Genomic DNA, 21,725 nt, shown 5'->3' on the forward strand with positions numbered 1-21,725 from the left:
TGCTAGGTTTTCGGACTTCGCTGACCGCTCGAGGGTTCGACGTTGATTCGACTTGCTGACTACATCGCCGTTTTTTCCGATTCTGCCCTGGCGCCCTGGGCAGACCTTACGCCTTGGGCGCTGGTCACCCAGGCGCCCGCCATCGTTCGCCAATTGTTAGCCGAACTGCCGGCCGACGAGTACGTCATCCAGGATGAAATCGCGGTCCACCGGACTGCCACCGTCGAGGTCGGTGCCTTGCTCAAGCCGCCATTGATTGTCGGTGCGCATTGTTTCATTGCCAGCGGCTCGCTGCTGCGTGGCGGTTGCTGGCTGGATGAACACTGCATCATCGGCCCCGGCGCTGAGTTGAAGACGTCCTTCGTGTTCAGCGGCAGCAAGCTGGCGCATTTCAACTTTGTCGGTGATTCGGTGTTGGGGCAGGGGATCAACCTGGAGGCTGGAAGCATCGTCGCCAATTACCGCAATGAGCGCGACGACAAGGACGTGCAGGTGCGGGTTGACGGCGTAGTGCAGCGCACCGGTTGCGATAAGTTTGGCGCGTTGCTCGGTGACCAGTGCCGGATCGGCGCCAATGCGGTATTGGCGCCAGGTGCGCTGCTTAAGCCTGCCAGCGTGGTGGGACGCGGGCAGGTGTTTGATGCAGAGAAAGACTAGAAGTCGGCGATAAACTGCACGCCGCCGACGACTGCGCCGGTGGTTTGCGTCAGCCCGCCGGGGTACTTCACGTATTGCAGGTTGGGCCGCACCATCAGCCACTTCGTCGCCTGCACGCCGTAGTTGATCTCGTAGCTGTACTCGCGGCGCTGCTCGGGCACGTACAGCGGGTCATCAATGGCGGTTACGCCATTGATGGCGTTGAGCATCTGCGTGTTACGGGTATAGCGGTCGCTGACCTGCAGTTTCGACGCGCCAATACCAAAAGTGTCGTCTGGGCGTGAATCGAACGGGCCGCGGTAGATCAGGCCGACCTGGATCAGGTTTTTGATCACGCTCTTGTCCGGATCATTCATCGTCAGGTTGGCAAACAGGTTGAGCCCGCGCTTGTTGTTGCCGTCGACCGTGGTCAACTGCTGCTGGCCCGACAGCCACCAACCGTCATTGCTGGAATACATCCGATAAGGCTTTTGCGAGCTGGCGGCAAAGTTACCGTCGGCGTCCTTGAGCATGTCCTTGGTATTGGCGTTGGCATAGTAGTAACCCACGTGGTATTCGGAACTCAGCCCGGCAACCTGGCCTTTCCAGATGGCCTCGATGGGAAAACTGGTGCCCTGGGAGCCGCTGATGAAGGGTTTGAAGCCATTGCTGGCTTCGGCATTGCCAGGGTTTTTGTCATAGGCACCCACTTGCACCGCGAACTCATCGGTGAACTGGTACTTGGCACGCACCGCCCACTGGCTGATGGGGAAGCTATTCCATACGCCGTTCCAGTTGCCTTCCTGGGAGCCGCACAGGGTCACGTTCTGAAATTCACAGGGGAACTGATCGAAGTCTTCGCCATGGCCGAAGCGCCCCAGTTTCAAGGCGAATTTGCGCTCAAAGAATTTCTGCTCGTACCAGAACTGCGAAAGCCGCCAGGCATTACCGCCGCCAAACACTTCCATGGTGGAGGTCAGTCCGGTGGCGTTCGGCTGATGCACGCGGTCGTTGGTGATGTCTTTGCCGTGACGCTCGCCGATGCCGATGCGAAAGGTCGCGTCCTGCCAGCCGAGCAGTTTTTGCAAGTCCATGTTAACACCGAGAATCAACTGGTCGCTCCAGCGTGCGGTGGTATGCGAGTTGTAGCCGCCGCCGAGGTTGGAACCGACCTCGCCGACGTACTTGAGGGTGAAGTCATAGCCTTGCTCGGCCAGTTGCGGGCGCAGGCCGTTCCAGTCGCCCAGCATGGCGGGTGAGTTTGGGTCCAGTAAACCGGCGCTGAAGGCGCAGGTCGACATGGCGCTGCAGAGCAGGGCCAGGGGGAGGGTGGTGCGCATGGAAAAGCTCCTGGGATTGTTGTTTTTATTGGGGTGGAACTCGAACTTCAGGCACACAGAGGCCCCTGTGGGAGCGGGCTTGCTCGCGAAAGCGGTGGGTCAGGCATGAATCCTGTGACTGACACACTGCATTCGCGAGCAAGCCCGCTCCCACATTGGAACTGTGGTGGTTGGAGGAGCGGGGTGTTACTGCAGGTTTACGTACAACCCGCCATCCACCAGCAACGACGCGCCGGTCACATAACGCGCCATGTCCGAGGCGAGGAATACGATGGGCCCGGCCACATCATCCGGCTCACCCAGGCGACCCAGCGGCGTGCGTGAGGTCATGTAGGCGAGTTTTTCCTCATCGGCCAGGTCGTCCTTGTTGATGTCGGTGGCGATGGTGCCCGGCAGTACCGAGTTGCAGCGAATGCCGTACGGTCCCAGGGCAATTGCGCAGGATTGCATCAACGAATGCAGGCCGGCCTTGGTCGGTGTGTAGTGGGTCTGCATACCGCCGCCGACCAGGGCGCTGATGGAGCTGACGGCGATGATCGCGCCGCCGCGACCCTGGTTTTTCATCTGGTTGGCCGCCGCCTGTACGGCGAAATAGGCACCGTTGAGGTTGGTGTTGACGGTTTTCAGGTAGACCTCGCGAGGCATGTCGAGGAACGAGTGGAACGGGCAGATACCGGCATTGTTGACGAACACGTCGACGCTGCCGAAAGCGTTCACTGCGCCGGCCACCAGCTTGTCACCGGTGTCCGGGTCGGCGGCGTCGCCGCCCACTTCGATGGCCTGGCCGCCGAAGGCCTTGATCTCCTCGATCAACGAATACGCAGCCTCCGTACCTTGGCCGCTGCCGCTGTGGCCGATGACCACGCGGGCCCCCTGGCGCGCACATTCACGGGCGGCGGCGCGGCCGATGCCACGGGAGGCGCCGGTGATGATCACGGTTTTGTCTGCAAGCAACATAAAAACTCTCCTTCAAGAAATAAGCGACATCAGCCCAGGTAATTGCCGTAGCCGACCATGGCAATCGCACCGAGGATCACTGCGATACCCGCCACCAGCACGCCTTTGTTGGCCGCACTGGTGCCGTGCCATTCGCGGAAATACAGGCCCCAGCAGTTGGATACGATGATGATGAACGACATGTGCAGTACCCAGGAGCTGGCGTCGTTCTGCAGGCGGCTTTCGCCCATGCCGTAGAAGAAAAACTGCAGGAACCACAGGGTGCCGGCAATCGCCACCAACAGGTAGTTGCCCAACAGCGGGGTGCTGCGGTCGGTGTAGTTATGGAAGGTGCGGTTGCGCCAATTCAGCCACAGACACCAGATACCGTTGGTGGTGAGGCCGCCCCACATGATCACCATGAAGGTCACGTTGTTCTGGAACAGGCTGTTGGCACCGTGCTCTACAGCTGCGGCGGCCAGCGGTCGACCGGCGGAAATGCCGTAGCTAAAACACGCACTCAGCACCCCGGAAATCACCGCCACCAGCATGCCCTTGCCCAGGGAGAATTCGCTGACACTGGCGAACTTCACCGCCTGGGACACTTCTCGTTCCTTGATCAGCCCGGCCTTGCCACACACTGCAATGCCGGCCAGCGATACGGCCACGCCCCACAACACCCAATGCCCGCCTTGCGAGGCCAGCATCGAGGTCAGCGTACCTTCGGTCTCTGTGGTGAAAAGGTCGCGGTACAGCGCCGGCATCAATGCGCCGAGGGCCGAGGTGAGGCCCATGATCAGCGACATGCCCAGGGACAAGCCGAGGTAGCGCATGGTCAGGCCAAATGTCAGCCCGCCAATGCCCCACAACACGCCGAACAGGTAGGTCCAGAGCAGGGTGCTGGTGTCGGCGTTGCGCAGGATTTCCACCCAGCCAGGCACCGTCAGTTGCGCCGCGATCAGCGGCACGATCAGCCAGGACACCAGGCCGCCGGTGATCCAATAGCTTTCCCAGGCCCAGCCGCGGACCTTCTTGTAAGGGATGTAGAAACTGCCGGAAGCGAAGCCGCCGATAAAGTGCAGAATCACACCAAGGAGAATGATTTCCACGTAGTCGAATCCTTTTTATTGTTGTTGTGCGTCGGTTGGATCAGGGGCGCGTCAGTTGGAACATCGGCAGCAAGTCGACACTGATTGGCGAGGCGTCCGGGTGGCTGGGCATGATGTCCTGCATGTAGGCCCACCAGCGCTGCATCAGTGCTGTACCGGGCAGTTCGTCCAGGCCGTGGGCGTCTTCATGGGTCAGCACGGCGAACAGCGCATTGCCCGGTTCGTCGAAGAAAATCCGGTAGTCCACCACACCCGCATCGAGCAGCGCCTGGGCCAGTTCGGGCCAGATGTCGTCGTGGCGCTTGCGGTATTCATCGGCCTGGCCGGGGTTGAGGTTCATGCGAAAGGCACGGGTCTGCATCACGGCGCTCCATGGCTGGGCGTGTAGATCCGCACCGCGTTGTGCAGGAAGAATTTGGCTTGTACAGCCTCGGGTTTGGCGGCCATGCAGCGCTTGACCAGGCCCAGCGTGGTGGCGAAATCCGCCAGGTGATCGCTGTTGGGCCAGTCGCTGCCGAAAAAGCAGCGGTCTTCGCCAAAGGCTTCCCACAACACCGCCAAGCGATCGTTGTAGAACGCCGTGTCGGTGATCAAGCCTTGAGGGCCGAGCTGGGGAATCTCCGCCAGTTTGGCGAACACATTCGGGCGTTCGGCCAGGCGCAGCAGGTCGGCGTGATAGGCCGCCTCTTCGCCTGATGGCACCTGGGCGTTGGGCAGGTGGTCGACGATGATGCGCAGCTCGGGCAGCCTGTCGCTCAACTGCAACAGACCTTTGACAAGACGCGGATTCGGGTTGGCGCTGTCCAGGCCACGGCCGCTGGCGGCGAGTTGGCGCAGGCCGTCGATAAAGCCAGGACGCGCCTGGTCTTGCAGCAGGTCGCGATCCCACAGGTTGCCGTAGCGCAGGCCGAGAAACAGCGGCTCGTTGGCCAGGGCGTCGAGGTCGTTGGCGAAGTCGGCGTGCAGCGGGTCGAGGTTGCCGACAAAGCCAAGCATGCGCGGTTCGCTGCGCAGGGTGTCGAGCAGCCAGCGGTTATCGTCGCGCCACGGGCTGGCTTCCACGGCAATCGCACCGACCACATTGTGCGGCGCGGCCAGGGCCCAGTAATCCGCCGGCAGGTGTGCGGCATACAGCCGGTTACCGGGTTCAGGCCATGGAATGCCCTCGGGGCGACAAGGGTCGAACAGGTGCAAATGGCTATCGATGATCGGGCCGCTATAGGCAGTCAGGGGCATGACGCAGTCCTTATCAAAAGCAAATTCGGAGGGGCCAGCACGCTACCGCGCCCGGCCCCGATTAACCAGCTCAGCTTTGCAGGTACACCACATGGGTATGGGTGTACTCATACAGGCCGTGCTTGCCGTCGGCGCCGCCAATGCCGGATTTGCGCACGCCGGCATGGAAGCCCTGCATGGCCTCGAAGTTTTCACGGTTGACGTAGGTTTCACCAAAGTCGATTTCGCGCACCGCGTGCATGGCCTTGCCCAGGTCACGGGTGTAGATCGACGACGTCAGGCCGTAGTCGCAATCGTTGGCCAGGGCGATGGCTTCGTCGAGGTCGTCGACGATCTGGATCGGCAGCACCGGACCGAAGATCTCTTCGCGCATGATCTCCATGTCGGCGCGGCATCCAGCCAATACCGTCGGCTGGAAGTGAAAACCCGCACCCAGGTCGGCAATCTGCCCGCCGCTGACCAATGTTGCGCCCTGGCTCAGGGCGGTGCGAACTTTGCGGTTGACGCTGTCCAGGCCCTGGCGGTTGATCAGCGGGCCCATTTCCACGTCGGCCTGGGCGATAGGGTCGCCGTAGCGGGTGGCGGACATGGCTGCGCTGATGCGTTCGATAAACTGGTCGGCAACCTTGCGCTCCACGTACACCCGCTCGGCGCAGTTGCACACCTGGCCGGTGTTGATGATGCGCGAATCGCGGATGGCTTTGACGGCCAGCTCCAGGTCGGCATCCGCCAGTACGATGGCCGGAGCCTTGCCGCCCAGTTCCAGGTTGAGCTTGGTGATGTTCGGTGCGGCGGCCGTCATGATCCGCGAGCCGGTCGCCACGCTGCCGGTGAAGCTGATCATGTCGACGCCTGTGTGCGCCGTGAGCGCGCCGCCGACCCGGCCGTCGCCGCAGACCACGTTGAACACCCCGGCGGGCAGGTCGGTTTCGGCGACGAGCTTGGCGAACTCGAAGCAGTTGTTCGGGGTTTCTTCACTGGGCTTGATCACGATGGTGTTGCCGGTGAGCAGCGCCGGCGCCATTTTGCGGGCGATCAGGAAGAACGGAAAATTCCACGGCAGGATGCCGGCCACCACGCCCAACGGCTTGCGGAACAGGAAGATATTTTCATTGGCACGGTCGCTGTTGATGATCTCGCCTTCGATGCGTCGTGCCCACTCGGCCATGTAGTCGAGATAGTCGGCGGTGAAATTCACTTCCACCTCCGCCAAACCACTGACTTTGCCTTGTTCCAGGGTGATGGTGCGCGCCAGGTGCGCAACGTTCTCGCGCAGCTTGGCGGCGATGCGGCGCAGGTGCCCGGCACGTTCGATGGCGGGTTTGCGCGCCCAGGTCTTTTGCGCCTGGCGTGCGGCGGCCAGGGCCTGGTCGACCTCGGCGGCAGTGGACGCTGGCACCTTCGACAGCAAGGCGCCGGTGGCCGGGTTAAGCACGTCAATGTGCGCTTCGCTGGAGCTGAAGCGGCCATTGATGAAGTTCTGGTAAACGGGAACGGATGACATGGGCAGGCTCCTCAATAAGTACGCGAAGGCGCTGTCGTTTCGGCAGCAGGGCGATAGCGGGCAAGGGTGGCCAGGGCACTCTGGCGCAGCAGGCTGATGTCGATGGCCACCGCGATAAAGCGGCAACCCCAGGCCTGATAGCGGCGTGCATCGTCTTCGTTGGGCGCCAGGATGCCGCTGACCTTGCCGGCGGCGAGAGTGGCGTCGATGGCGTGCTTGATGCGCTCCTGGACCTCGGGATGGCCGGGGTTGCCGGCGTGACCCAGGCCGATGGACAGGTCGGCGGGGCCGATAAATACAGCGTCAACGCCTTCTACGGCGGCAATCGCGGCGACGTTTTCCACGCCAAGGCGCGATTCCACCTGCACGATCAGGCACAGCTCTTCATGGGCGGTGTTCAGGTAGTTGTCCACGCCGTCCCAGCGCGTGGCACGGGTCAGACCGCCGCCGACGCCACGGATGCCGTGGGGCGGGTAACGCATGGCACGCACCAGGGCCTGGGCCTGTTCGGCGGTTTCGACCATGGGGATCATTAAGGTCTGGGCGCCGACATCGAGCAGTTGCTTGATCAGGCTGGCGTCACTGTTGACGGCGCGTACTACCGGCGCGGTGCTGTACGGTGCGACCGTCTGCAACTGGTTGAGGATGCTCGGCACCGTGTTGGGCGCGTGTTCGCCGTCGATCAGCATCCAGTCATATCCGAGGCTGGCGACGATCTCGGCAGCGTAGCCGGTGGCGAAACCGGCCCAGATGCCGTATTGGGTGGCGTCCTTGGCGAGGGCGGCCTTGAAGCCATTGCGGGGCATGTTCATGGCGGGTTCCTCAGCGGTTGTAGGGACGGTGCAGTTGGCAGTCCGGGTTCAGGTCAACGCCGAAGCCCGGCTTGTCCAGCGCCGACAAACGCATGCGGCCATTCACCGGCACCGGTTCGCCCAACAATTGCGGGTGGAACATCGGCACGACTTCATCCGCTTTGGGCGCCATCATCAGGAACTCGGCGAATGGGCTGTTATGGCGGGTGGCGACAAAGTGATAGCTGTACACTGACGAACCGTGGGGCACGACCATTGCGTTATGCGCATCGGCCAACGCCGAAATTTTCACCAGTTCGGTGAGGCCGCCGCACCAGCCGACGTCGGGCTGGATGATGTCGCAGCAGCCCATTTCTAACAGCATGCGGAACCCCCAGCGGGTGGCTTCGTGTTCGCCCGTCGTCACCAGCATGCCTTTGGGCACGTTGTTGCGCAGGGCGGCATAGCCCCAATAATCGTCTGGGGACAACGCTTCTTCGATCCACTTCAGGCCATGCTCATGGGCGCCGATCGCCAGCTTGGTGGCGTAGTTCAAATCCAGGCTCATCCAGCAATCGAGCATCAGCCAGAAGTCCGGGCCGACCCGTTCACGCATGGTCGCCAGCGCTTCGAGGTTCTTGCGCAGGCCTTCTTCGCCTTCGCTGGGGCCGTGGTGCAGGGGCATTTTGCCGCCGATAAAACCCATTTTCTGCGCGAGATCCGGGCGCGCGCCGGTGGCGTAGAACTGCAACTCATCACGCACCGCGCCGCCGAGCAGTTGGTGCACCGGTTCCTGGCGGATTTTGCCGAGCAGGTCCCACAACGCCAGGTCGACGCCGGAAATCGTGTTGATCACCAGGCCCTTACGCCCGTAATACAGGGTGGACTGGTACATCTGGTCCCAGATTTTCTCGATGTCGGTGACGCGGGCGCCTTCGAGAAAGCGCGCCAGGTGCTTCTCGACAATGTAAGCCGCCGGTTCACCGCCAGTGGTCACAGCGAAACCGACGGTGCCGTCGCTGGCTTCGATCTCCACCACCAGGGTGCCGAGCACGTTGATGCCAAAGCTGCGGCGGCTCTGGCGGTACTCGGGGTACTTGCTCATCGGCGTGGAAATATGGTCGTCGATCCAATGCCCATCGGCCTGGTCGTGGTAATCGGCGCCGCCGCCTCGCAGTACAAAGGCGCGGACGTGTTTGATGGTGAGATGACCCATGATGTGACTCCTGGCGTTAAACAGTGGCCGGCGTTTTCGACGCGGTGCGGCCGGGTGAATGGATGCCCAGCACCAGCAATGCAGCCAGTACCGTGGTGGCGGACAGCAGGTACAGGCCGGCTGCCGGGGACGCGAAGGCACCTTCGGCCCAGTGCTTGATGACCGGGGCGATGAAGCCACCGAGGGCGCCGAAGGAATTGATCAGTGCAATGCCGGCTGCGGCAGCGCTGCCGGCCAGGTAGCTGGAGGGAAAGGTCCAGAACACCGGTTGCACGGCGATGAACCCCGAGGCGGCAAAACACAGCGCGAGCATGCCCAGCAGCGGGTTGGCGAAGGTCACTGAGCAGGCAATGCCGGCGGCAGCCATCAGCAGGGTCAGGCAGGCGGTCTGGCGACGCAGGCCGGTACGGTCGCTGTAGCTGGGAATCCACCAAGCCGCAAACAGTGCGCAGAGCCAGGGAATGGCCGAGACCAGCCCGACCATCAAGCCGACCTTGGTGCCGAGCAGATCGCCCACTTGGGTCGGCAGGTAAAACACCACGCCGTAGACGCTGGCCTGGATCAGCAGGTACACCAGGCACAAGTACAACACCGAGGGTTGGCACAGCACGGTGAGCAGGCTGCGACCGTGGGAGGTTTTGTGCTGGTCTTCCTGATTCAGCAGGCTCTGTACTTGCTCACGCTCAGCCGGGGTCAGCCACTTGGCGTCGGCGGGGCGATTGTCCAGGTACCAGTAGGCCCAGATGCCCACTGCAGTTGCCATCAGGCCTTCCACTGCGAACAGCCACTGCCAGCCGTGGATGCCGCCAAAACCGTCCATTTCCAGCAGCAAACCGGACAACGGGCTGCCGAAGATGAAAGCCAGTGGCGCGCCGAAATAGAAGAAGCCCATAGCCTTGCCGCGCACGGCCTGGGGGAACCAGTAGGTGAGGTAAAGAATGACGCCGGGGAAAAATCCGGCTTCGGCCACACCGAGTAAAAAGCGCAGCACGTAGAAGCTGGTTTCGTTGTGCGCAAAGACCATGGCAGCCGAGATCAGGCCCCAACTGACCATGATGCGGCACATCCACAGGCGGGCGCCGACACGGTGCAGGATCAGGTTGCTCGGTACTTCCAGCAGCGCGTAGCCGACAAAAAACACGCCAGCGCCAAACGCAAAGGCGGCGTCGCTTAGACCGGTGTCGGCCTGGAAAGCTTGTTTGGCAAACCCGACATTGGCGCGGTCGAGAAAGGCCATGATGTACATCAACAGCAGGAAGGGCAGCAGTCGCCAGGAAATCTTGGCGAGCAGGGGCGCGGGGAGGGTTTTCATAGTGGCGTCCGATGTTTTGTTCTTATGGGACGGACTGTACGGCGGCCGAGCAATGCGCTACAAATCGAATCTCGCTTACAAGTGATAACCTCAGGGTATCGATAACAAGGATAAAAATGCGTAGTCCCGCGATCTCTCCCAGCCTGTTCAACCGCCTGCGCTACAAGCACCTGCATATGCTCGTCGCGCTGAGCTCCAGCCAGAACCTGCACCGTGCGTCACAGGCGCTGAACATGTCGCAGCCTGCCGCCACGCGCATGCTGCGTGAGATCGAGGACATGTTTGCCTGTGATCTTTTCGAGCGTCTGCCGAGGGGCATGCGCCCTACGGCACTTGGCCAAGAGTTGATTCGCTTTGCCGAATCCGCCCTAAGCGGCCTGGACCGTTGCGCCGAAGACTTGATGGCACGACAGCAGGGCGGTTACGGCTACCTGTCGATTGGCACCATCATGGGGGCGGCGCCGGACCTGGTGATGGATTCCATCGCGCAGATCAAATCGCTGAACCCGCAACTGCGTATCCGCATCATGGGTGACACCAGCGACCAGGTGATCCAGTTGCTTGAACAGGGACGCATCGACCTGGCTATCTCGCGCCGTAATGCCGCCACCGACAACGAGCACTACAGCTTCGAACCCCTGGGCAACGAACGCTTGCTGGTGGTGGTGCACGCCGGCCACCCCCTGGCCCAGCGTGAGCAGTTGATGCTGGATGAACTGGTGCGCGACTGGCCATGGATCCTGCAACCGCAAACCAGCCCGGCGCGCATCGGCTTCGACCAGGCGCTGCAGGATCTGGCGCTGCCCAGCCCGGCGGACATCATCGAATGCAGCTCGGTGTACTCCATGCAGCAGTTGATCCAACTGACCGACGCCGTGATGGTGCTGTCCGAAAGCGCACTGCGTGATTACCTGAAAATGGGCCTGGTGGTGGCGCTGCCGGTGGCCCTCGACGTGCGACTGGCGCCGTTTGGCATGTTGTTGCGCAAAGGCGAAGTGGTGAGCCGTGAACTGGGGTTGTTTATCGACTTGTTGCGACAGAAGGCCGCGATGCTTTGAACGCGATGTGTAAAGGGCATGGTGCGTCGGCACGATATTAAATAGAATGAATCTCATTTGAGACTCACTCGCGCCGCGCAGGTCGCTTGCCATGAATGATGCTGTTGTTCCGACCCACGCCAACGAACTGACGCTGTCGAGCCTGTACCGCGACCACCGCAGTTGGCTGGAAAGCTGGCTGCGCCGGCGCCTGGGCAATGCCTGGGATGCGGCTGACCTGAGCCAGGATACGTTCTTGCGCGTGCTCGCCAGCGCCCAGCCGATTGCGCAGATGCAGGAGCCGCGTGCGTATCTGGTCACCGTCGGCAAGCGCCTGCTGGTGAATTTTCATCAGCGGCGCAGCCTTGAACAGGCCTATCTGAAGGCCTTGACGAGTCTCCCTGAAGCCTGCGTGCCGTCGCCCGAACAGCGTTGGTTGGTGCTGGAGACCCTGCAAGCCCTGGATGAATTGCTGGATGGTTTGCCGGTGCTGGTCCGCCGCGCCTTCCTGTGGAGCCAACTGGAAGGGCTGGGTTACCGGGAGATTGCCGAGCGCCTCGACGTGTCGGAACGCACCGTAAAACGCTACATGGCCCAGGCCTACGAACACTGCCTGCTGGTGGACCTGTGAGCCGCGACGTCGCCCGCGCGGCCGCGCAATGGTTGGCGCTGCTGGAATCCGGCGCAGCCACCGAGCGTGATCACGCCGCGTTGCAGCATTGGCGTGACAGCCACCCCCAGCACGAACAGACCTGGCAAAAAGCCCAGACCCTGCGCCAGCGTTTCAGCGACTTGCCCCAGGCCTTGGCGATGGCCAGTCTCGACCGTCCGCAACCGGGACGCCGTGCCGTGCTCAAGCGTGCGCTGGGTATCGCTGCACTGGTGCCAACCGCGTGGTTGCTCAGCCGCCAATTGCCGATCGAGGCCTGGCGTGCCGATTTGCACACGGCCATTGGCGAGCGCAAACGCATGGGGCTGGCTGATGGCGGCAGCTTGCAGCTCAATACCGCGACGGCGGTGGACGTCGACCTGGCGCAGCGCCGCATCACGCTGGTCGACGGCGAGTTGGCGTTGAATGTACCCGGCGCCACACCGATGACCGTGCAGACGCGCTACGGCGAGTTGAGGGTCAGCCAGGCCGAGGTGTGTGTGCGGCAACTGCCCGCCGGTTGTAGGGTGTCGGTGCTCAAGGGATCCGTGCAGGTGCGTGATTTGAGTGGGCAGATGGCGAGCTTGCAGGGAGGGCAGCAAGCGCCGCTCAACGCCAGCGGGCTAGGGGCCTGGGTGCCATTCGATGTGTTGCAATTGGGCTGGCGCGACGGTGTTTTGACTGCGCAGAACCAGGCGCTGGGCGACTTCCTGCGGGAGTTGGAACGTTATCGGCCGGGCGTGTTGCGCTGGGAGCCGAGCCTGGAGTCGTTGCGGGTCACCGGCAGTTTCCGCCTGGACGACACCGACCGCATCCTTAACCTGTTGGCCTCGACCCTGGGGCTCGAGGTGCAGGCGCGGACGCGGTATTGGGTGACCTTGCGCAAAGCCATGACTTGAGGGTTGTTGTTAGGGTGAGCGAGCTAACTGTCTGTGGCAGGCCCGCTCGCCACAACAAGCCCGCTCGCCACAATGATGGCGTCAGATCACATGGGCACGTTGCAGCTCAGTCAAGGATTGCGCCTTGAGCTGCGCCAGCAGCGGATCACGCCGGTCACGCGGGTGCGGCAGGTTCACCGCCAATTCCTGGCGAATGCTGCTCGGCCGGTTGTCCATCACCAGCACCCGATCACTCAGGTACAGCGCCTCGTCCACGTCATGGGTCACCAGCAACAAGGCGATGGCATGATGCTCGGCCAGTTGCAGCAGCAGATCCTGCAGCTTCATGCGGGTAAATGCATCCACTGCGCTGAACGGCTCATCCAGCAGTAACACCTGCGGCCGTGAATACAGCCCCCGCGCAATCGCCACCCGTTGCGCCATGCCGCCGGACAACGCCTTGGGCAGCGCCTGCGCAAAACCCTTGAGGCCGACTTCCTCGATCAACTGCTTGACCCAGGCCTTGTCGTAGTGGCTGTCATCGCTGAAGCCGATGTTCTGTTCCACCGTGAGCCAGGGCATCAACCGTGGTTCCTGGAACACAAAGGCCACTTCGCCATCGGGGCTGCGCAGTTCGCCCTGGAAGTCCTGTTCCAGGCCGGCGACGATGCGCAGCAGCGTGCTTTTACCGCAGCCGCTGGGGCCGAGCAGGCTCACGGCTTCGCGTGGTTGCAGCACCAGGCGCACGTCTTTCAACACGGTGGTGTTGGCGAAGCTTTTACGCGCGACGTGAATATCCAACAGCGGTTGCACGCTCATTGGCCGGCTCCCTGGAAGGTATCGCGCCAGGCCAGGCAGCGCGTTTCCAGTGCTGCGAGCAGGCCATCGCTGACCTTGCCCAACAGCGCCAATACGATAATCGCCGCCAGCACGATATCCGGCCGCGAAGTTTCCCGCCCATCACTGAGCAGGTAACCCAGCCCCTTGGTGGCCGCAATCAGCTCGGCCGCCACCAGAAACATCCACGCCAGGCTCAAGCCACTGCGCAACCCGGTGAACAGGCCGGGTAGGGCGGCGGGCAGCAGGATTCGACGCACCAGCCGCCACCGGCTGAAACCGTACATCTGCCCGACTTCCACCAGCTTGCGGTCGATATCGCGGATAGCCGCGACGCCATTGAGGTACACCGGGAAAAACGCGCCAATCGCGATCAGCACGATCTTCGAGGTTTCGTCGATGCCCAGCCACAGCAGCAACAGCGGTACCCAAGCCAGGCTCGGGATCGAACGCAGCCCGGCAAAGGTCGGTTCCAGGTAGGCTTCCGCCTCGCGGCTCAGGCCGACCCATGCCGCAAACACCAGCGCCAGGCTGGCGCCAATGGCAAAACCGAGCAGCACCCGGCCCAGGCTGGCGCTGATGTGTTTCCACAATGCGCCTTCGGCCAAGTCGGTGAGGGTCACGGCAATCTCGCTGGGTGCAGGCATCTGGTACGACGGCAGCCAACCCACGCGCACCACCACCTCCAGCACCAGCAGGATCAGCACCGGCAACACCAGGCCCTTGAGCCGCCTTTGCCAGGCGCTGCGGGTGATCACCACCGGTGCGGTAAGGGGCAATGCTTGGGTTTTGCTGGTCATCACGGGCTCCTTAATGGCCGAACGAGGTGTCGATCAACTGGTCGATCACCTGGTCCACATTCACGCCTTTGCGCACCAGTTCTTCGGACACCAGGATCGGCGCGGCCGCCTTGGACGCCACCACGTCCTTGCTGCTCAGGAACGGCGTGCTCAGGTCGGTGCGCGAGAGTTGCAGCTTGGCCACTTCCAGCGGCAGGCCGGACTCGTCGGCCAGCAGCTTGGCGAATTCATCCGGGTGCTTCACTGCCCAATCCCGTGCCTTTTCATAGGCGCCGAGTACCTTGGTGATGGTCTGCGGATGCGCCTTGGCGAACTTCTCGGTGACGCTGACCACGCCGTAGCTGTTGAAGTCTTTATTGCGGTACAGCAGGCGCGAACCGGCCTGGATTTCACTGGCGGCCATGTGCGGGTCGAGACCGGCCCAGGCGTCCACGTCACCTTTTTCCAGCGCAGTGCGGCCGTCCGGATGTTGCAGGTGCACCAGTTCCACGTCGTCCTTTTTCAGCCCGGCCTGTTGCAGGCTGCGCAGGGTGAAGAGGTACGGGTCGGTGCCTTTGGTGGCGGCGATTTTCTTGCCCTTGAGGTCGGTGACGCTGTTGAACGGCGAGTCTTTGCGCACCACCAACGCGGTCCATTCGGCGCGGCTGTACACGTACACCGATTTGATCGGGCTGCCGTTGGCGCGACTCAATACTGCCGACAGGCTGGCCGACGAAGCAAAGTCCACACCGCCACTGTTGAGGTACTCCAGCGAACGGTTGCTGCCCTGGCTCAACACCCAGCCCACCTTGGATTGCGGCAAGGCTTGTTCCAGCCAGCCGAAATGCTTGAGCACCAGGCTGACGGGCGAGTAATAGGCATAGTCGAGGTTGACTTCGGCGGGATCGGTGTCGACGGCGTGGGCCAGGGGTTGCAGGCACAGCGCGAGGGCGCAGGCACCGAATAGGCGTTGGGTGAAGGCTTTCATGGAACAGCTCCGGCAAGGCGTTGAGAGAAGGCTTTTCTTATATTCAGAAAATTTGGTTTGCATGTTCCATCATGCTTTATAGGAATATGCAGTCTCTGTGCCATGTGCCTGGAAGGCGTATTTACGGGGTTGTAGGGGCTGGATGCTGTGGTGGGAGAGGGCAGATTGTTGAAGCACTGTTGGCAGGGCAACAGTTCTTATATAGCTGTATCGAATAAATAAAGAGTTATATATTCCTTTTAATGTTCGCGTCGATGGCGCATTTTGAGGGCCTGCGCATTCGTGCGGATTGACCCAACAGCCAAAAGGAAAGCCGACATGACCATTAAAGCGATCAACGTGCGCAACCAGTTCAAGGGCGTGATCAAGGAAATCCTGCTGGGGGAAGTGGTGTCGGAAATCGACGTGCAGACCGCGTCCGGCATTGTCACTTCGGTGATCACCACCCGCTCGGTGCGTGACTTGGAATTGAAGGTTGGCAGTGAGGTGATTGCGTTTGTGAAGTCCACCGAAGTGTCCATTGCCAAACTCTAAAACCCCGCACACCCCGTAGGAGCCGGCTTGCCGGCGATGAGGCCAGCAGGATCAACGTTGATCTTGCGGCCGCCATCGCCGGCAAGCCGGCTCCTACAACGGGGGGCGAGCCGTCAGGCTATTTTCGGGCCTGAGCCACCCGGTGGATGAGGCTGCGGTCTTTCCGGCGGGGCATCGGTGGGTAGACTCTTCGGTTTCTCGTTGGGATCTTTGTAATCCTTGTGCAAGCCCCCATCCAGCCGGTTGCTCGACGAGCCGCCTTTTTGCGGGGTCTCGTCGAAGTGTTCCCATTCCGACTGTTGGAAACGGAAGATGCTGTCATCGGTCGGCGCGTCACGGCCACCGTAATGGTGGATCTCGTAGTGGGCGTATTCGACCTTGTCGGCCCAGTTGTCCTGCAATAGACCGTCGCCGGCCAGGTCGCGGTACCAGTCGTTTTCCTTCTCGGTCGCCTTCTGCTTTTTGTTGTGGTCGACGAAGTAGCCAATGATCCCGCCGACCACCGCCAACACCACGCCCACCAGGAACAACGGCCCGGTCAACGCCGCCGCCGTGCCCGCGCCAAACAGCGCCGCAGCCCCCAGCACGCCCGCCGAGGCGCCGAATGCACCGCCGGCCACTTGCAGGCCACCGGCCGCCTGGGCCAGGGGATCCTTATCCTTCACGCCGCTCTTGATCGCCAGCGCGCCCAACACGATGTCGGCAAAGCCGCCGGCAATGTCCGTGGCGGGGCCGAGCACCTTGATCACGGAACCGGCGATCTTCGCCGATTTGGACGCGCCCAGCTTGGCCGCACCGGCAGCCGCCAGGCCGTCATCCAGGTGCGTGGCCAAGCCTTCGGTGGCCTCGGTGACGGCCTTGTCGCCGTCGCCGAACATCTTGGTGATGCCGTCGTACTGGCTGTCTGGCACGGCATCGAGGGCGGTGGCGATCTTGGATTTGACCTCGGAGGGCAATTCACTGACGCGGAACTCGAAGTTCGGCTCCTGCATGCCGGTCTTGCCCCAGATCTCTGGCAGGGTCTTGTCCAGCCCCAGGAAGTCCACCAGCCCACCTTTGCCCAGGGCCTCGCCGATCTTGTCGCCCAGGCGCACGAAGTGGCTGGAGCCGCCGGCAAAGCTCAGGAAGTCCTTGGCGATGGTCATGCGCTGCGCCGGGGTTTCACCGAGCTTGCCGCCTTTGCCCACCAGTTGGTAAATCCCGGAGAACAGACTCACACCGGCACCCAGCGAACCGAGGATGCCCTTGCTGTTGAGGGTGTTGAACACCTCGCCGAGCATGCCGCGATCGGCCACCGGGATATAGGGTTTGCTCAAGGCGGTTTTCAGGTCGGCTTCGCTGATCGCACCGTTTTTCTGGTAGACGGCGCCCAGTTCTTCCAGGGCCTTGGTGACGGCGGCGGATTTTTCCTTGCCTTGCAGGCCTTCGTTGAGGAATTTCTCCAGGGTTTCCTGGGTACGGCGCGGCAAGTCCAGCACGTTGCCCTTGAGTACGCCTTTGAGCAGGCCGAACAGGTCCTTGGTCGCCAGTTCCTTGTTCTCGTCGGAGATCTTGCTCGGGTCCGACAGGATCGCATTGAGGTCGGTGGTCAAACCATCGGCCTGGATGTTCTGCGCCGCTTTGCTCGCGGCTTCCGGGTCGAACAGCGACAACGACGTCAGGGTGTCGCTGAGGTCTTTTTGCGCCTCAAAGGTCTTGCCCTGGCTCTGCAGGTCCTTGAGGTACAGCACGTAATCCGGGTTGGAGGTGAGGTCCAGCAGCTTCTGCTTGATCTCGTCCTTGTTCGGCAGTTTGTTGATCGCCTCGTCCATTTTCGACTTGTAGTCAGCCTGCACGGTCGGGTCGTTGAACAGCTCGCCGATCTGCTTTTGCACGGCCTTGCCGTCGATGATGTCGTGCATGTCGGCCGAGGTCAGCTCGGTCTGCTTGTCATCGAACTCACGCCAGGTGGTGTTGAACGGGCGCTTGGCCTCTTCGTAGCCGGTGATGCCGTGGCCGTTCTGATAGGCCGCCTGGGCTTCGAGGGCGCGAACCAGCTTGGCGCGCGGGTCGTCCTTGGGGATCGAGCCGTTCTTCACGCCTTCGCGGTAGGTGTCGATCAGTTGGGTGGTGGCCAACTCACTGACGCTGAGGGTGGGCGACTTGTCGTCCTTCTCATCGGCATGCACGCCCGTGTCGAGGTTCAGCACATCCAGCTCATCGGCCTTGGGCAGGTTGTGCTTGGCGCGGGTGTCGTCCACCGAGCTGGCGCTCCAGGCTTCCCATTTTGCCGCGACATCGTCGTAGAGCTGCGGGCTGAGTTCCTTGGAGACGATGACCTTGCCTTCGCTGGTCTCGTAGCGGATCAGGCCGTCGCCCAGTTCATCCGGGGAGCCGAAGGTGATGTCGGTGTTCTTCAGGAAGTCATTCGGCCCGGCCAGCTTGTAGCCTTCGCCTTCGCTGGTGTGGATCTTGGCCCAGGTGTCATTGGCGGTGGCGACACTCTTGAACAGCTCGGGGCTGACGTCGGCCGAGACCACCACCTTGGTGCCGTCATGCAGTTCATAAGTGAGGATGTTGTCTTTCTGATCGTTGTTCCAGTTGAAATTCTTGTAGTCGTTGAGACCCGGCACTGGCGTATTGGCGTCGGCCAGCACCGCGCCGTTATTCAGCTCGCCTTCCACTACGGCTTTCTTGCCGGGGTCGGTATAGACCTCATGCAGGCCGGCCAGGTAGTCGAACAGCTTGGGGTTGTCGTCGCGGGCCACCACCATCTTCTGGCCGTTGCTTTCGAAGCGGATCAGGCCTGGGCCGACCTCATCGACCGGGCCAACCGCCGTGCCGCCGTAGGGTGGCCACACTTCATTGTCGCTGGCGCGTTTGTAGCCGGCGTCTTCGCTGCTGGACAGGCCGGTGAAGCTGGCATAGGCGTCCTTGGCTTTCTGGAACGCCTCGGGGTTGTCGCGCTGGCTGATGACGACCTTGGTGCCGTCCTGGGTCTCGTAGCGGATCACGCCTGGGCCGGTTTCATCCGGTGGGCCGAGTGATTTGTAGTCCGCGAGTTTTGCGGGGGCGCTGCCGTCGGCGCCGAGGCTCTGGTAGCCGGCATTCTGGCTGGCGACCACGCCGGAGAGGGACTTGAAGTCGGTACTGACCTGCTTGAACAGCTCGGGGCTGTCCTGTTCGCTGACGATGACTTTCTTGCCGTCCTGGGTCTCATAACGAATCAACCCCGGGCCGACTTCATCGGGTGGGCCGATGGCCTTGTAGTCGGCGAGGGCAGGCGGTGGTGTTGCGTCCTTGGCGGCCAGCTCGTAGCCATCCTTTTTGCTGGCATCCAACCCGGACGGCGTCTTGTCGTGGGCCTCGACCTTCTTGTTATTGGCGCTGTTCTTGAGCAGCACATGGAACTGCGCGCCGGACTTGGGCGGCGTGCGGGGAAGGGCTTTGGGGTCGGACGAGCGATCGAGGGGCTGGGTCGTCATGCCATGGAACTCCTGCTGTAGCCGATTGTGGCGGTCGGCAAAAACAGTAACAGCAGGGGTTCGGCACTCGTTGCGAAAAGTTGTGAATTAGGCCTGACGGTTGCGCAGGGCGCGCTCCATGCGCTGCAGGCCTTCTTCCAGCATGGCCCGTGGGCAGCCGAAATTCAGGCGCACGAATTGCTGGCTGTCGTCACCAAACTCGATACCGGCGCTCAAGCCGACCTTGGCCTGTTCCAGGAAGAACTGCTGCGGGTCATCCAGGCCCAGGGCGCTGCAGTCCAGCCAGGCCAGGTAGGTGCCTTGTGGCGCGTGCATCACCACGCCAGGCAGGCGGGTTTGCACGGCGTCTAGCAGGTAATCACGGTTGCTTTGCAGGTACTGCACCAGCGCGTCGAGCCAATCACTGCAGTGGCTGTAGGCCGCGCGGGTAGCTTCCAGGCCCAGCGGGCTGACGCTGTCGACCATGCCGCAACGGGCATGGTTGAAGCGCTCGCGGATCTCGGCGTTCTGGATCACCGCAAAGCAGGTCTTCAAGCCAGCGACGTTGTAGGCCTTGCTCGCCGACATCAGGGTAATGGTGCGCTGGGCAATCTCGGGGCTGAGACTGGCGGTGGGGATGTGGCGACGGCCGTCGAAGCACAGTTCGGCATGGATCTCGTCGGAGATGATCAGCGCGCCGTGTTCCAGGCAGGCGTTGGCCACGGCCAGCAGTTCTTCGCGCGGGAAGACTTTGCCCATGGGGTTGTGCGGGTTGCTCAGCAACAGCGCACCCGCGCCGGTCAGCGCCTGGCGCATCGCAGGCATTGGCGTGAGGTATTCGCCGTTGATCAGCTCGAAGGGCACTTCGATGCGCGGCAGGTTCCAGTGGCCGGGTGCCAGGCGAATCGGTCGGTAGTTGGGGGTTTGCAGCACCACGGCCTGGCCCGGTTGGACAAACGCGTGCAGCGCCATATTGAAGCCGGGCTCGACGCCGGGCAGGAACAGCAGCTCATCCGGTTGCACGCGCCAGGCGTACTTGGCCCACAGGTCGGCGATGATTGCCTCGCGCACATCCGGCCCGGCGACGCTGTAGCCCAGCACCTTTTGGTCGAGGCGCGCGTGCAGGGCTTGCAGGACGGCGGGCGGGGCGGCGATGTCCATGTCGGCGATCCACATCGGCAACACGTCTTGCGGGTAACGGTTCCACTTGGTGCTGCCGGTGCCGAGGCGGGGGTGGATCGTGTCGAAATCAAAGCTCATGGGGGGCTCGTATCAGGAAGTCAGGCGCAAGAATGGCGCTGATTCTAGCGCCATTATTTTTATAGGCCAGAGCTGATTGCCACCGCGAGTTGCCGGTGCGCCTGTTCCAAGGCGCGGTTGACCGCTTCTTCACCGCGTACCATGGCCGGCAGGTAGACGAAATCCACCGAGTGGATACCTACCGTCGACAGGATGGCGCTCATGTACGGCGTCAGAAAGTCCGGCTCATGGCCCTTGCGGGCGTTTCCTGAACTGACCAGGACAAAGGTGCGCCGGTCCTGCAGCAAGCCGACTTTGGCGAACTGTTCATTCACCGTAAAACTGCGCTGGATGCGCACCACATGGTCGATCCAGGCCTTGAGCGCTGCCGGCACGGTGAAATTATGCACGGGGGTGCACAGGATCAGCAGGTCACAGGCTTCCAATTCGACGATCAACTGTTCCGAGAGTGCCGTGGCGCTGCCGCTGAGTCCGCCGGGGGTGGTCAGTGCGTTGGCATATTCACGGGTCAAGGGCGGTAGTGCCTGGCCGCCGTAGTCACGCTCGGTCACCGCGGCGTCGGGGACCAGGTCGCGCAACAAGGCGCGGGCCAGTTTGAAGGTTTGCGCGGCTTTGCCGTGGGGGCTGAAACTGAGGAGCAGGGCGCGGGTCATTGGCTCAGGTCCTGGGAGAAGTGCATGCCCAGGGGCAACAGGCCCTGGCGGAAATAGAAGCGCTGGGCCAGGGCCATGTGCATGCCGGTGTCCAGTACCAGCCAGCGGTAGCCACGGGCGCGGGTTTCTTCGCGTACGCGGTCCAGCAGGTGTTCGCCCAGGCTGCGCCTTTGTTGCGTGGCGTCTACGACCAGGTCATCTACGTAGATGAAGCGGCCATACAGGGTGTTTTCGGTTAGCCGATAGCCGGCCAGGCCGATTACCTTGCCGTGCTCTTTTGCTGCCAGCAGGTGGTAGCCGTTTTGCCGTTGGCGGTGGATTTGTTCGGCGAATGCTGGGGCGTCGGTGAGGTGGGGGCGTAGTTGGTGCATGATTGGGAAGCTGGCGATGAGGTCGGCCTTGGATTCAAGGTGGGCGAATTCGATGTGGTCATTCATGGTGGGGGCTTTGTGTGGTGAGGGGTATGCCATTGTTGTGGGTATGGCTGAGGTGGGACAGGGGCATGATTGGACATGTGGGTTGGGGCATATCCGTTATTTAGGTAACGGCGGCTTATGGTTCCGCCCTTACGGCGGCTCACTTTTGAA

The 21,725-nt window shown here is 62.1% G+C and carries 21 protein-coding genes; 5 read left to right on the forward strand and 16 right to left on the reverse strand.

All coding sequences use genetic code 11. From position 1 onward, the window contains the following. Positions 1–42 precede the first annotated feature (42 nt). Complete coding sequence (locus CI807_RS20935; RefSeq protein WP_095016029.1) at positions 43–657, forward strand: LpxA family transferase; 615 nt, start codon at positions 43–45, stop codon at positions 655–657. Here the strand turns inward: CI807_RS20935 and CI807_RS20940 are convergent. From CI807_RS20940 to CI807_RS20980, 9 genes are all read right to left on the reverse strand, one after another. Next, on the reverse strand, positions 654–1,976 hold the full coding sequence (locus CI807_RS20940; RefSeq protein ID WP_095016030.1) for a carbohydrate porin: 1,323 nt from the start codon (positions 1,974–1,976) through the stop codon (positions 654–656). The genes CI807_RS20935 and CI807_RS20940 overlap by 4 nt on opposite strands. Before the next feature lie 186 nt (positions 1,977–2,162). After that, positions 2,163–2,933, reverse strand: coding sequence for an SDR family NAD(P)-dependent oxidoreductase (locus CI807_RS20945; RefSeq protein ID WP_095016031.1), 771 nt, complete (start codon positions 2,931–2,933; stop codon positions 2,163–2,165). A gap of 29 nt (positions 2,934–2,962) precedes the next feature. Continuing rightward, positions 2,963–4,021, reverse strand: a complete 1,059-nt coding sequence (rhaT, locus tag CI807_RS20950; RefSeq protein WP_095016032.1) for an L-rhamnose/proton symporter RhaT — start codon at positions 4,019–4,021, stop codon at positions 2,963–2,965. Positions 4,022–4,061: 40 nt separating this feature from the next. Beyond that, on the reverse strand, positions 4,062–4,382 hold the full coding sequence (rhaM, locus tag CI807_RS20955) for an L-rhamnose mutarotase (RefSeq protein WP_095016033.1): 321 nt from the start codon (positions 4,380–4,382) through the stop codon (positions 4,062–4,064). Beyond that, the gene (locus CI807_RS20960) at positions 4,382–5,257 is read right to left on the reverse strand and encodes an amidohydrolase (RefSeq protein ID WP_095016034.1); all 876 of its coding nucleotides are present in this window, start codon (positions 5,255–5,257) and stop codon (positions 4,382–4,384) included. Before CI807_RS20960 ends, rhaM begins: the two co-directional genes overlap by 1 nt. Positions 5,258–5,327: 70 nt before the next feature. Beyond that, entirely contained in the window at positions 5,328–6,761 is a 1,434-nt protein-coding gene (gene aldA / locus CI807_RS20965; RefSeq protein ID WP_095016035.1) for an aldehyde dehydrogenase, read from the reverse strand. An 11-nt stretch (positions 6,762–6,772) separates the two neighbouring features. Further along, positions 6,773–7,573 (reverse strand): HpcH/HpaI aldolase/citrate lyase family protein, encoded by an 801-nt coding sequence (locus CI807_RS20970; protein ID WP_095016036.1) that lies wholly within the window; start codon positions 7,571–7,573, stop codon positions 6,773–6,775. Positions 7,574–7,583: 10 nt separating this feature from the next. Beyond that, a complete protein-coding gene (rhmD, locus tag CI807_RS20975) occupies positions 7,584–8,768 on the reverse strand; it encodes an L-rhamnonate dehydratase (protein ID WP_095016037.1) in 1,185 nt (394 codons plus the stop codon). Between the two features lie 16 nt (positions 8,769–8,784). Further along, the gene (locus CI807_RS20980) at positions 8,785–10,080 is read right to left on the reverse strand and encodes an MFS transporter (protein ID WP_095016038.1); all 1,296 of its coding nucleotides are present in this window, start codon (positions 10,078–10,080) and stop codon (positions 8,785–8,787) included. A 116-nt stretch (positions 10,081–10,196) separates the two neighbouring features. Between CI807_RS20980 and CI807_RS20985 the strand changes: the two genes are divergently transcribed. The 3 genes from CI807_RS20985 (at position 10,197) to CI807_RS20995 (ending at position 12,665) form a co-directional block, all read left to right on the forward strand. Continuing rightward, positions 10,197–11,138 (forward strand): LysR family transcriptional regulator, encoded by a 942-nt coding sequence (locus CI807_RS20985; RefSeq protein ID WP_061436758.1) that lies wholly within the window; start codon positions 10,197–10,199, stop codon positions 11,136–11,138. Positions 11,139–11,229: 91 nt separating this feature from the next. Continuing rightward, positions 11,230–11,748 (forward strand): sigma-70 family RNA polymerase sigma factor, encoded by a 519-nt coding sequence (locus CI807_RS20990; RefSeq protein ID WP_095016039.1) that lies wholly within the window; start codon positions 11,230–11,232, stop codon positions 11,746–11,748. Then, the gene (locus CI807_RS20995; RefSeq protein WP_095016040.1) at positions 11,745–12,665 is read left to right on the forward strand and encodes a FecR domain-containing protein; all 921 of its coding nucleotides are present in this window, start codon (positions 11,745–11,747) and stop codon (positions 12,663–12,665) included. The genes CI807_RS20990 and CI807_RS20995 overlap by 4 nt, the downstream gene beginning before the upstream one ends. An 81-nt stretch (positions 12,666–12,746) precedes the next feature. Here CI807_RS20995 and CI807_RS21000 read toward each other — a convergent pair whose 3' ends face one another. Genes CI807_RS21000 through CI807_RS21010 form a run of 3 tightly spaced genes read right to left on the reverse strand, consistent with a single transcriptional unit; the run spans position 12,747 to position 15,248 of the window. Further along, complete coding sequence (locus CI807_RS21000; RefSeq protein WP_095016041.1) at positions 12,747–13,463, reverse strand: ABC transporter ATP-binding protein; 717 nt, start codon at positions 13,461–13,463, stop codon at positions 12,747–12,749. Continuing rightward, positions 13,460–14,281, reverse strand: coding sequence for an ABC transporter permease (locus CI807_RS21005; protein WP_095016042.1), 822 nt, complete (start codon positions 14,279–14,281; stop codon positions 13,460–13,462). Before CI807_RS21005 ends, CI807_RS21000 begins: the two co-directional genes overlap by 4 nt. Before the next feature lie 10 nt (positions 14,282–14,291). Next, the gene (locus CI807_RS21010) at positions 14,292–15,248 is read right to left on the reverse strand and encodes an aliphatic sulfonate ABC transporter substrate-binding protein (RefSeq protein WP_095016043.1); all 957 of its coding nucleotides are present in this window, start codon (positions 15,246–15,248) and stop codon (positions 14,292–14,294) included. Between the two features lie 318 nt (positions 15,249–15,566). Between CI807_RS21010 and CI807_RS21015 the strand changes: the two genes are divergently transcribed. Continuing rightward, positions 15,567–15,782 (forward strand): molybdopterin-binding protein, encoded by a 216-nt coding sequence (locus tag CI807_RS21015; protein WP_003173733.1) that lies wholly within the window; start codon positions 15,567–15,569, stop codon positions 15,780–15,782. Between the two features lie 113 nt (positions 15,783–15,895). On the opposite strand, the gene CI807_RS21020 is transcribed toward CI807_RS21015, so the two are convergent. The 4 genes from CI807_RS21020 to CI807_RS21035 form a co-directional block, all read right to left on the reverse strand. Next, a complete protein-coding gene (locus CI807_RS21020; protein WP_095016044.1) occupies positions 15,896–19,246 on the reverse strand; it encodes a hypothetical protein in 3,351 nt (1,116 codons plus the stop codon). Between the two features lie 87 nt (positions 19,247–19,333). Further along, positions 19,334–20,485 carry a MalY/PatB family protein gene (locus tag CI807_RS21025; protein ID WP_095016045.1) on the reverse strand — a complete coding sequence of 384 codons (1,152 nt, stop codon included), beginning with the start codon at positions 20,483–20,485 and terminating at the stop codon, positions 19,334–19,336. Positions 20,486–20,544: 59 nt separating this feature from the next. Further along, a complete protein-coding gene (locus CI807_RS21030) occupies positions 20,545–21,138 on the reverse strand; it encodes an FMN-dependent NADH-azoreductase (protein ID WP_095016046.1) in 594 nt (197 codons plus the stop codon). Then, positions 21,135–21,575 (reverse strand): GNAT family N-acetyltransferase, encoded by a 441-nt coding sequence (locus CI807_RS21035; RefSeq protein WP_095016047.1) that lies wholly within the window; start codon positions 21,573–21,575, stop codon positions 21,135–21,137. Before CI807_RS21035 ends, CI807_RS21030 begins: the two co-directional genes overlap by 4 nt. Positions 21,576–21,725 lie beyond the last annotated feature (150 nt).

This window comes from Pseudomonas sp. NS1(2017), assembly GCF_002269425.1.
Lineage (GTDB): Bacteria > Pseudomonadota > Gammaproteobacteria > Pseudomonadales > Pseudomonadaceae > Aquipseudomonas > Aquipseudomonas reactans.

Bases quoted from the DNA above. Each gene is read 5' to 3' on its own strand.
- aldA (WP_095016035.1), bottom strand. From the start codon at position 6,761: ATGTCATCCGTTCCCGTTTACCAGAACTTCATCAATGGCCGCTTCAGC.
- CI807_RS20970 (WP_095016036.1), bottom strand. From the start codon at position 7,573: ATGAACATGCCCCGCAATGGCTTCAAGGCCGCCCTCGCCAAGGACGCC.
- CI807_RS20940 (WP_095016030.1), bottom strand. From the start codon at position 1,976: ATGCGCACCACCCTCCCCCTGGCCCTGCTCTGCAGCGCCATGTCGACC.
- CI807_RS21015 (WP_003173733.1), top strand. From the start codon at position 15,567: ATGACCATTAAAGCGATCAACGTGCGCAACCAGTTCAAGGGCGTGATC.
- CI807_RS21035 (WP_095016047.1), bottom strand. From the start codon at position 21,575: ATGAATGACCACATCGAATTCGCCCACCTTGAATCCAAGGCCGACCTC.
- CI807_RS21010 (WP_095016043.1), bottom strand. From the start codon at position 15,248: ATGAAAGCCTTCACCCAACGCCTATTCGGTGCCTGCGCCCTCGCGCTG.
- CI807_RS20945 (WP_095016031.1), bottom strand. From the start codon at position 2,933: ATGTTGCTTGCAGACAAAACCGTGATCATCACCGGCGCCTCCCGTGGC.
- CI807_RS20990 (WP_095016039.1), top strand. From the start codon at position 11,230: ATGAATGATGCTGTTGTTCCGACCCACGCCAACGAACTGACGCTGTCG.
- rhmD (WP_095016037.1), bottom strand. From the start codon at position 8,768: ATGGGTCATCTCACCATCAAACACGTCCGCGCCTTTGTACTGCGAGGC.
- CI807_RS20980 (WP_095016038.1), bottom strand. From the start codon at position 10,080: ATGAAAACCCTCCCCGCGCCCCTGCTCGCCAAGATTTCCTGGCGACTG.
- CI807_RS21020 (WP_095016044.1), bottom strand. From the start codon at position 19,246: ATGACGACCCAGCCCCTCGATCGCTCGTCCGACCCCAAAGCCCTTCCC.
- CI807_RS21000 (WP_095016041.1), bottom strand. From the start codon at position 13,463: ATGAGCGTGCAACCGCTGTTGGATATTCACGTCGCGCGTAAAAGCTTC.
- rhaM (WP_095016033.1), bottom strand. From the start codon at position 4,382: ATGCAGACCCGTGCCTTTCGCATGAACCTCAACCCCGGCCAGGCCGAT.
- CI807_RS21025 (WP_095016045.1), bottom strand. From the start codon at position 20,485: ATGAGCTTTGATTTCGACACGATCCACCCCCGCCTCGGCACCGGCAGC.
- CI807_RS21030 (WP_095016046.1), bottom strand. From the start codon at position 21,138: ATGACCCGCGCCCTGCTCCTCAGTTTCAGCCCCCACGGCAAAGCCGCG.
- CI807_RS20960 (WP_095016034.1), bottom strand. From the start codon at position 5,257: ATGCCCCTGACTGCCTATAGCGGCCCGATCATCGATAGCCATTTGCAC.
- CI807_RS21005 (WP_095016042.1), bottom strand. From the start codon at position 14,281: ATGACCAGCAAAACCCAAGCATTGCCCCTTACCGCACCGGTGGTGATC.
- CI807_RS20985 (WP_061436758.1), top strand. From the start codon at position 10,197: ATGCGTAGTCCCGCGATCTCTCCCAGCCTGTTCAACCGCCTGCGCTAC.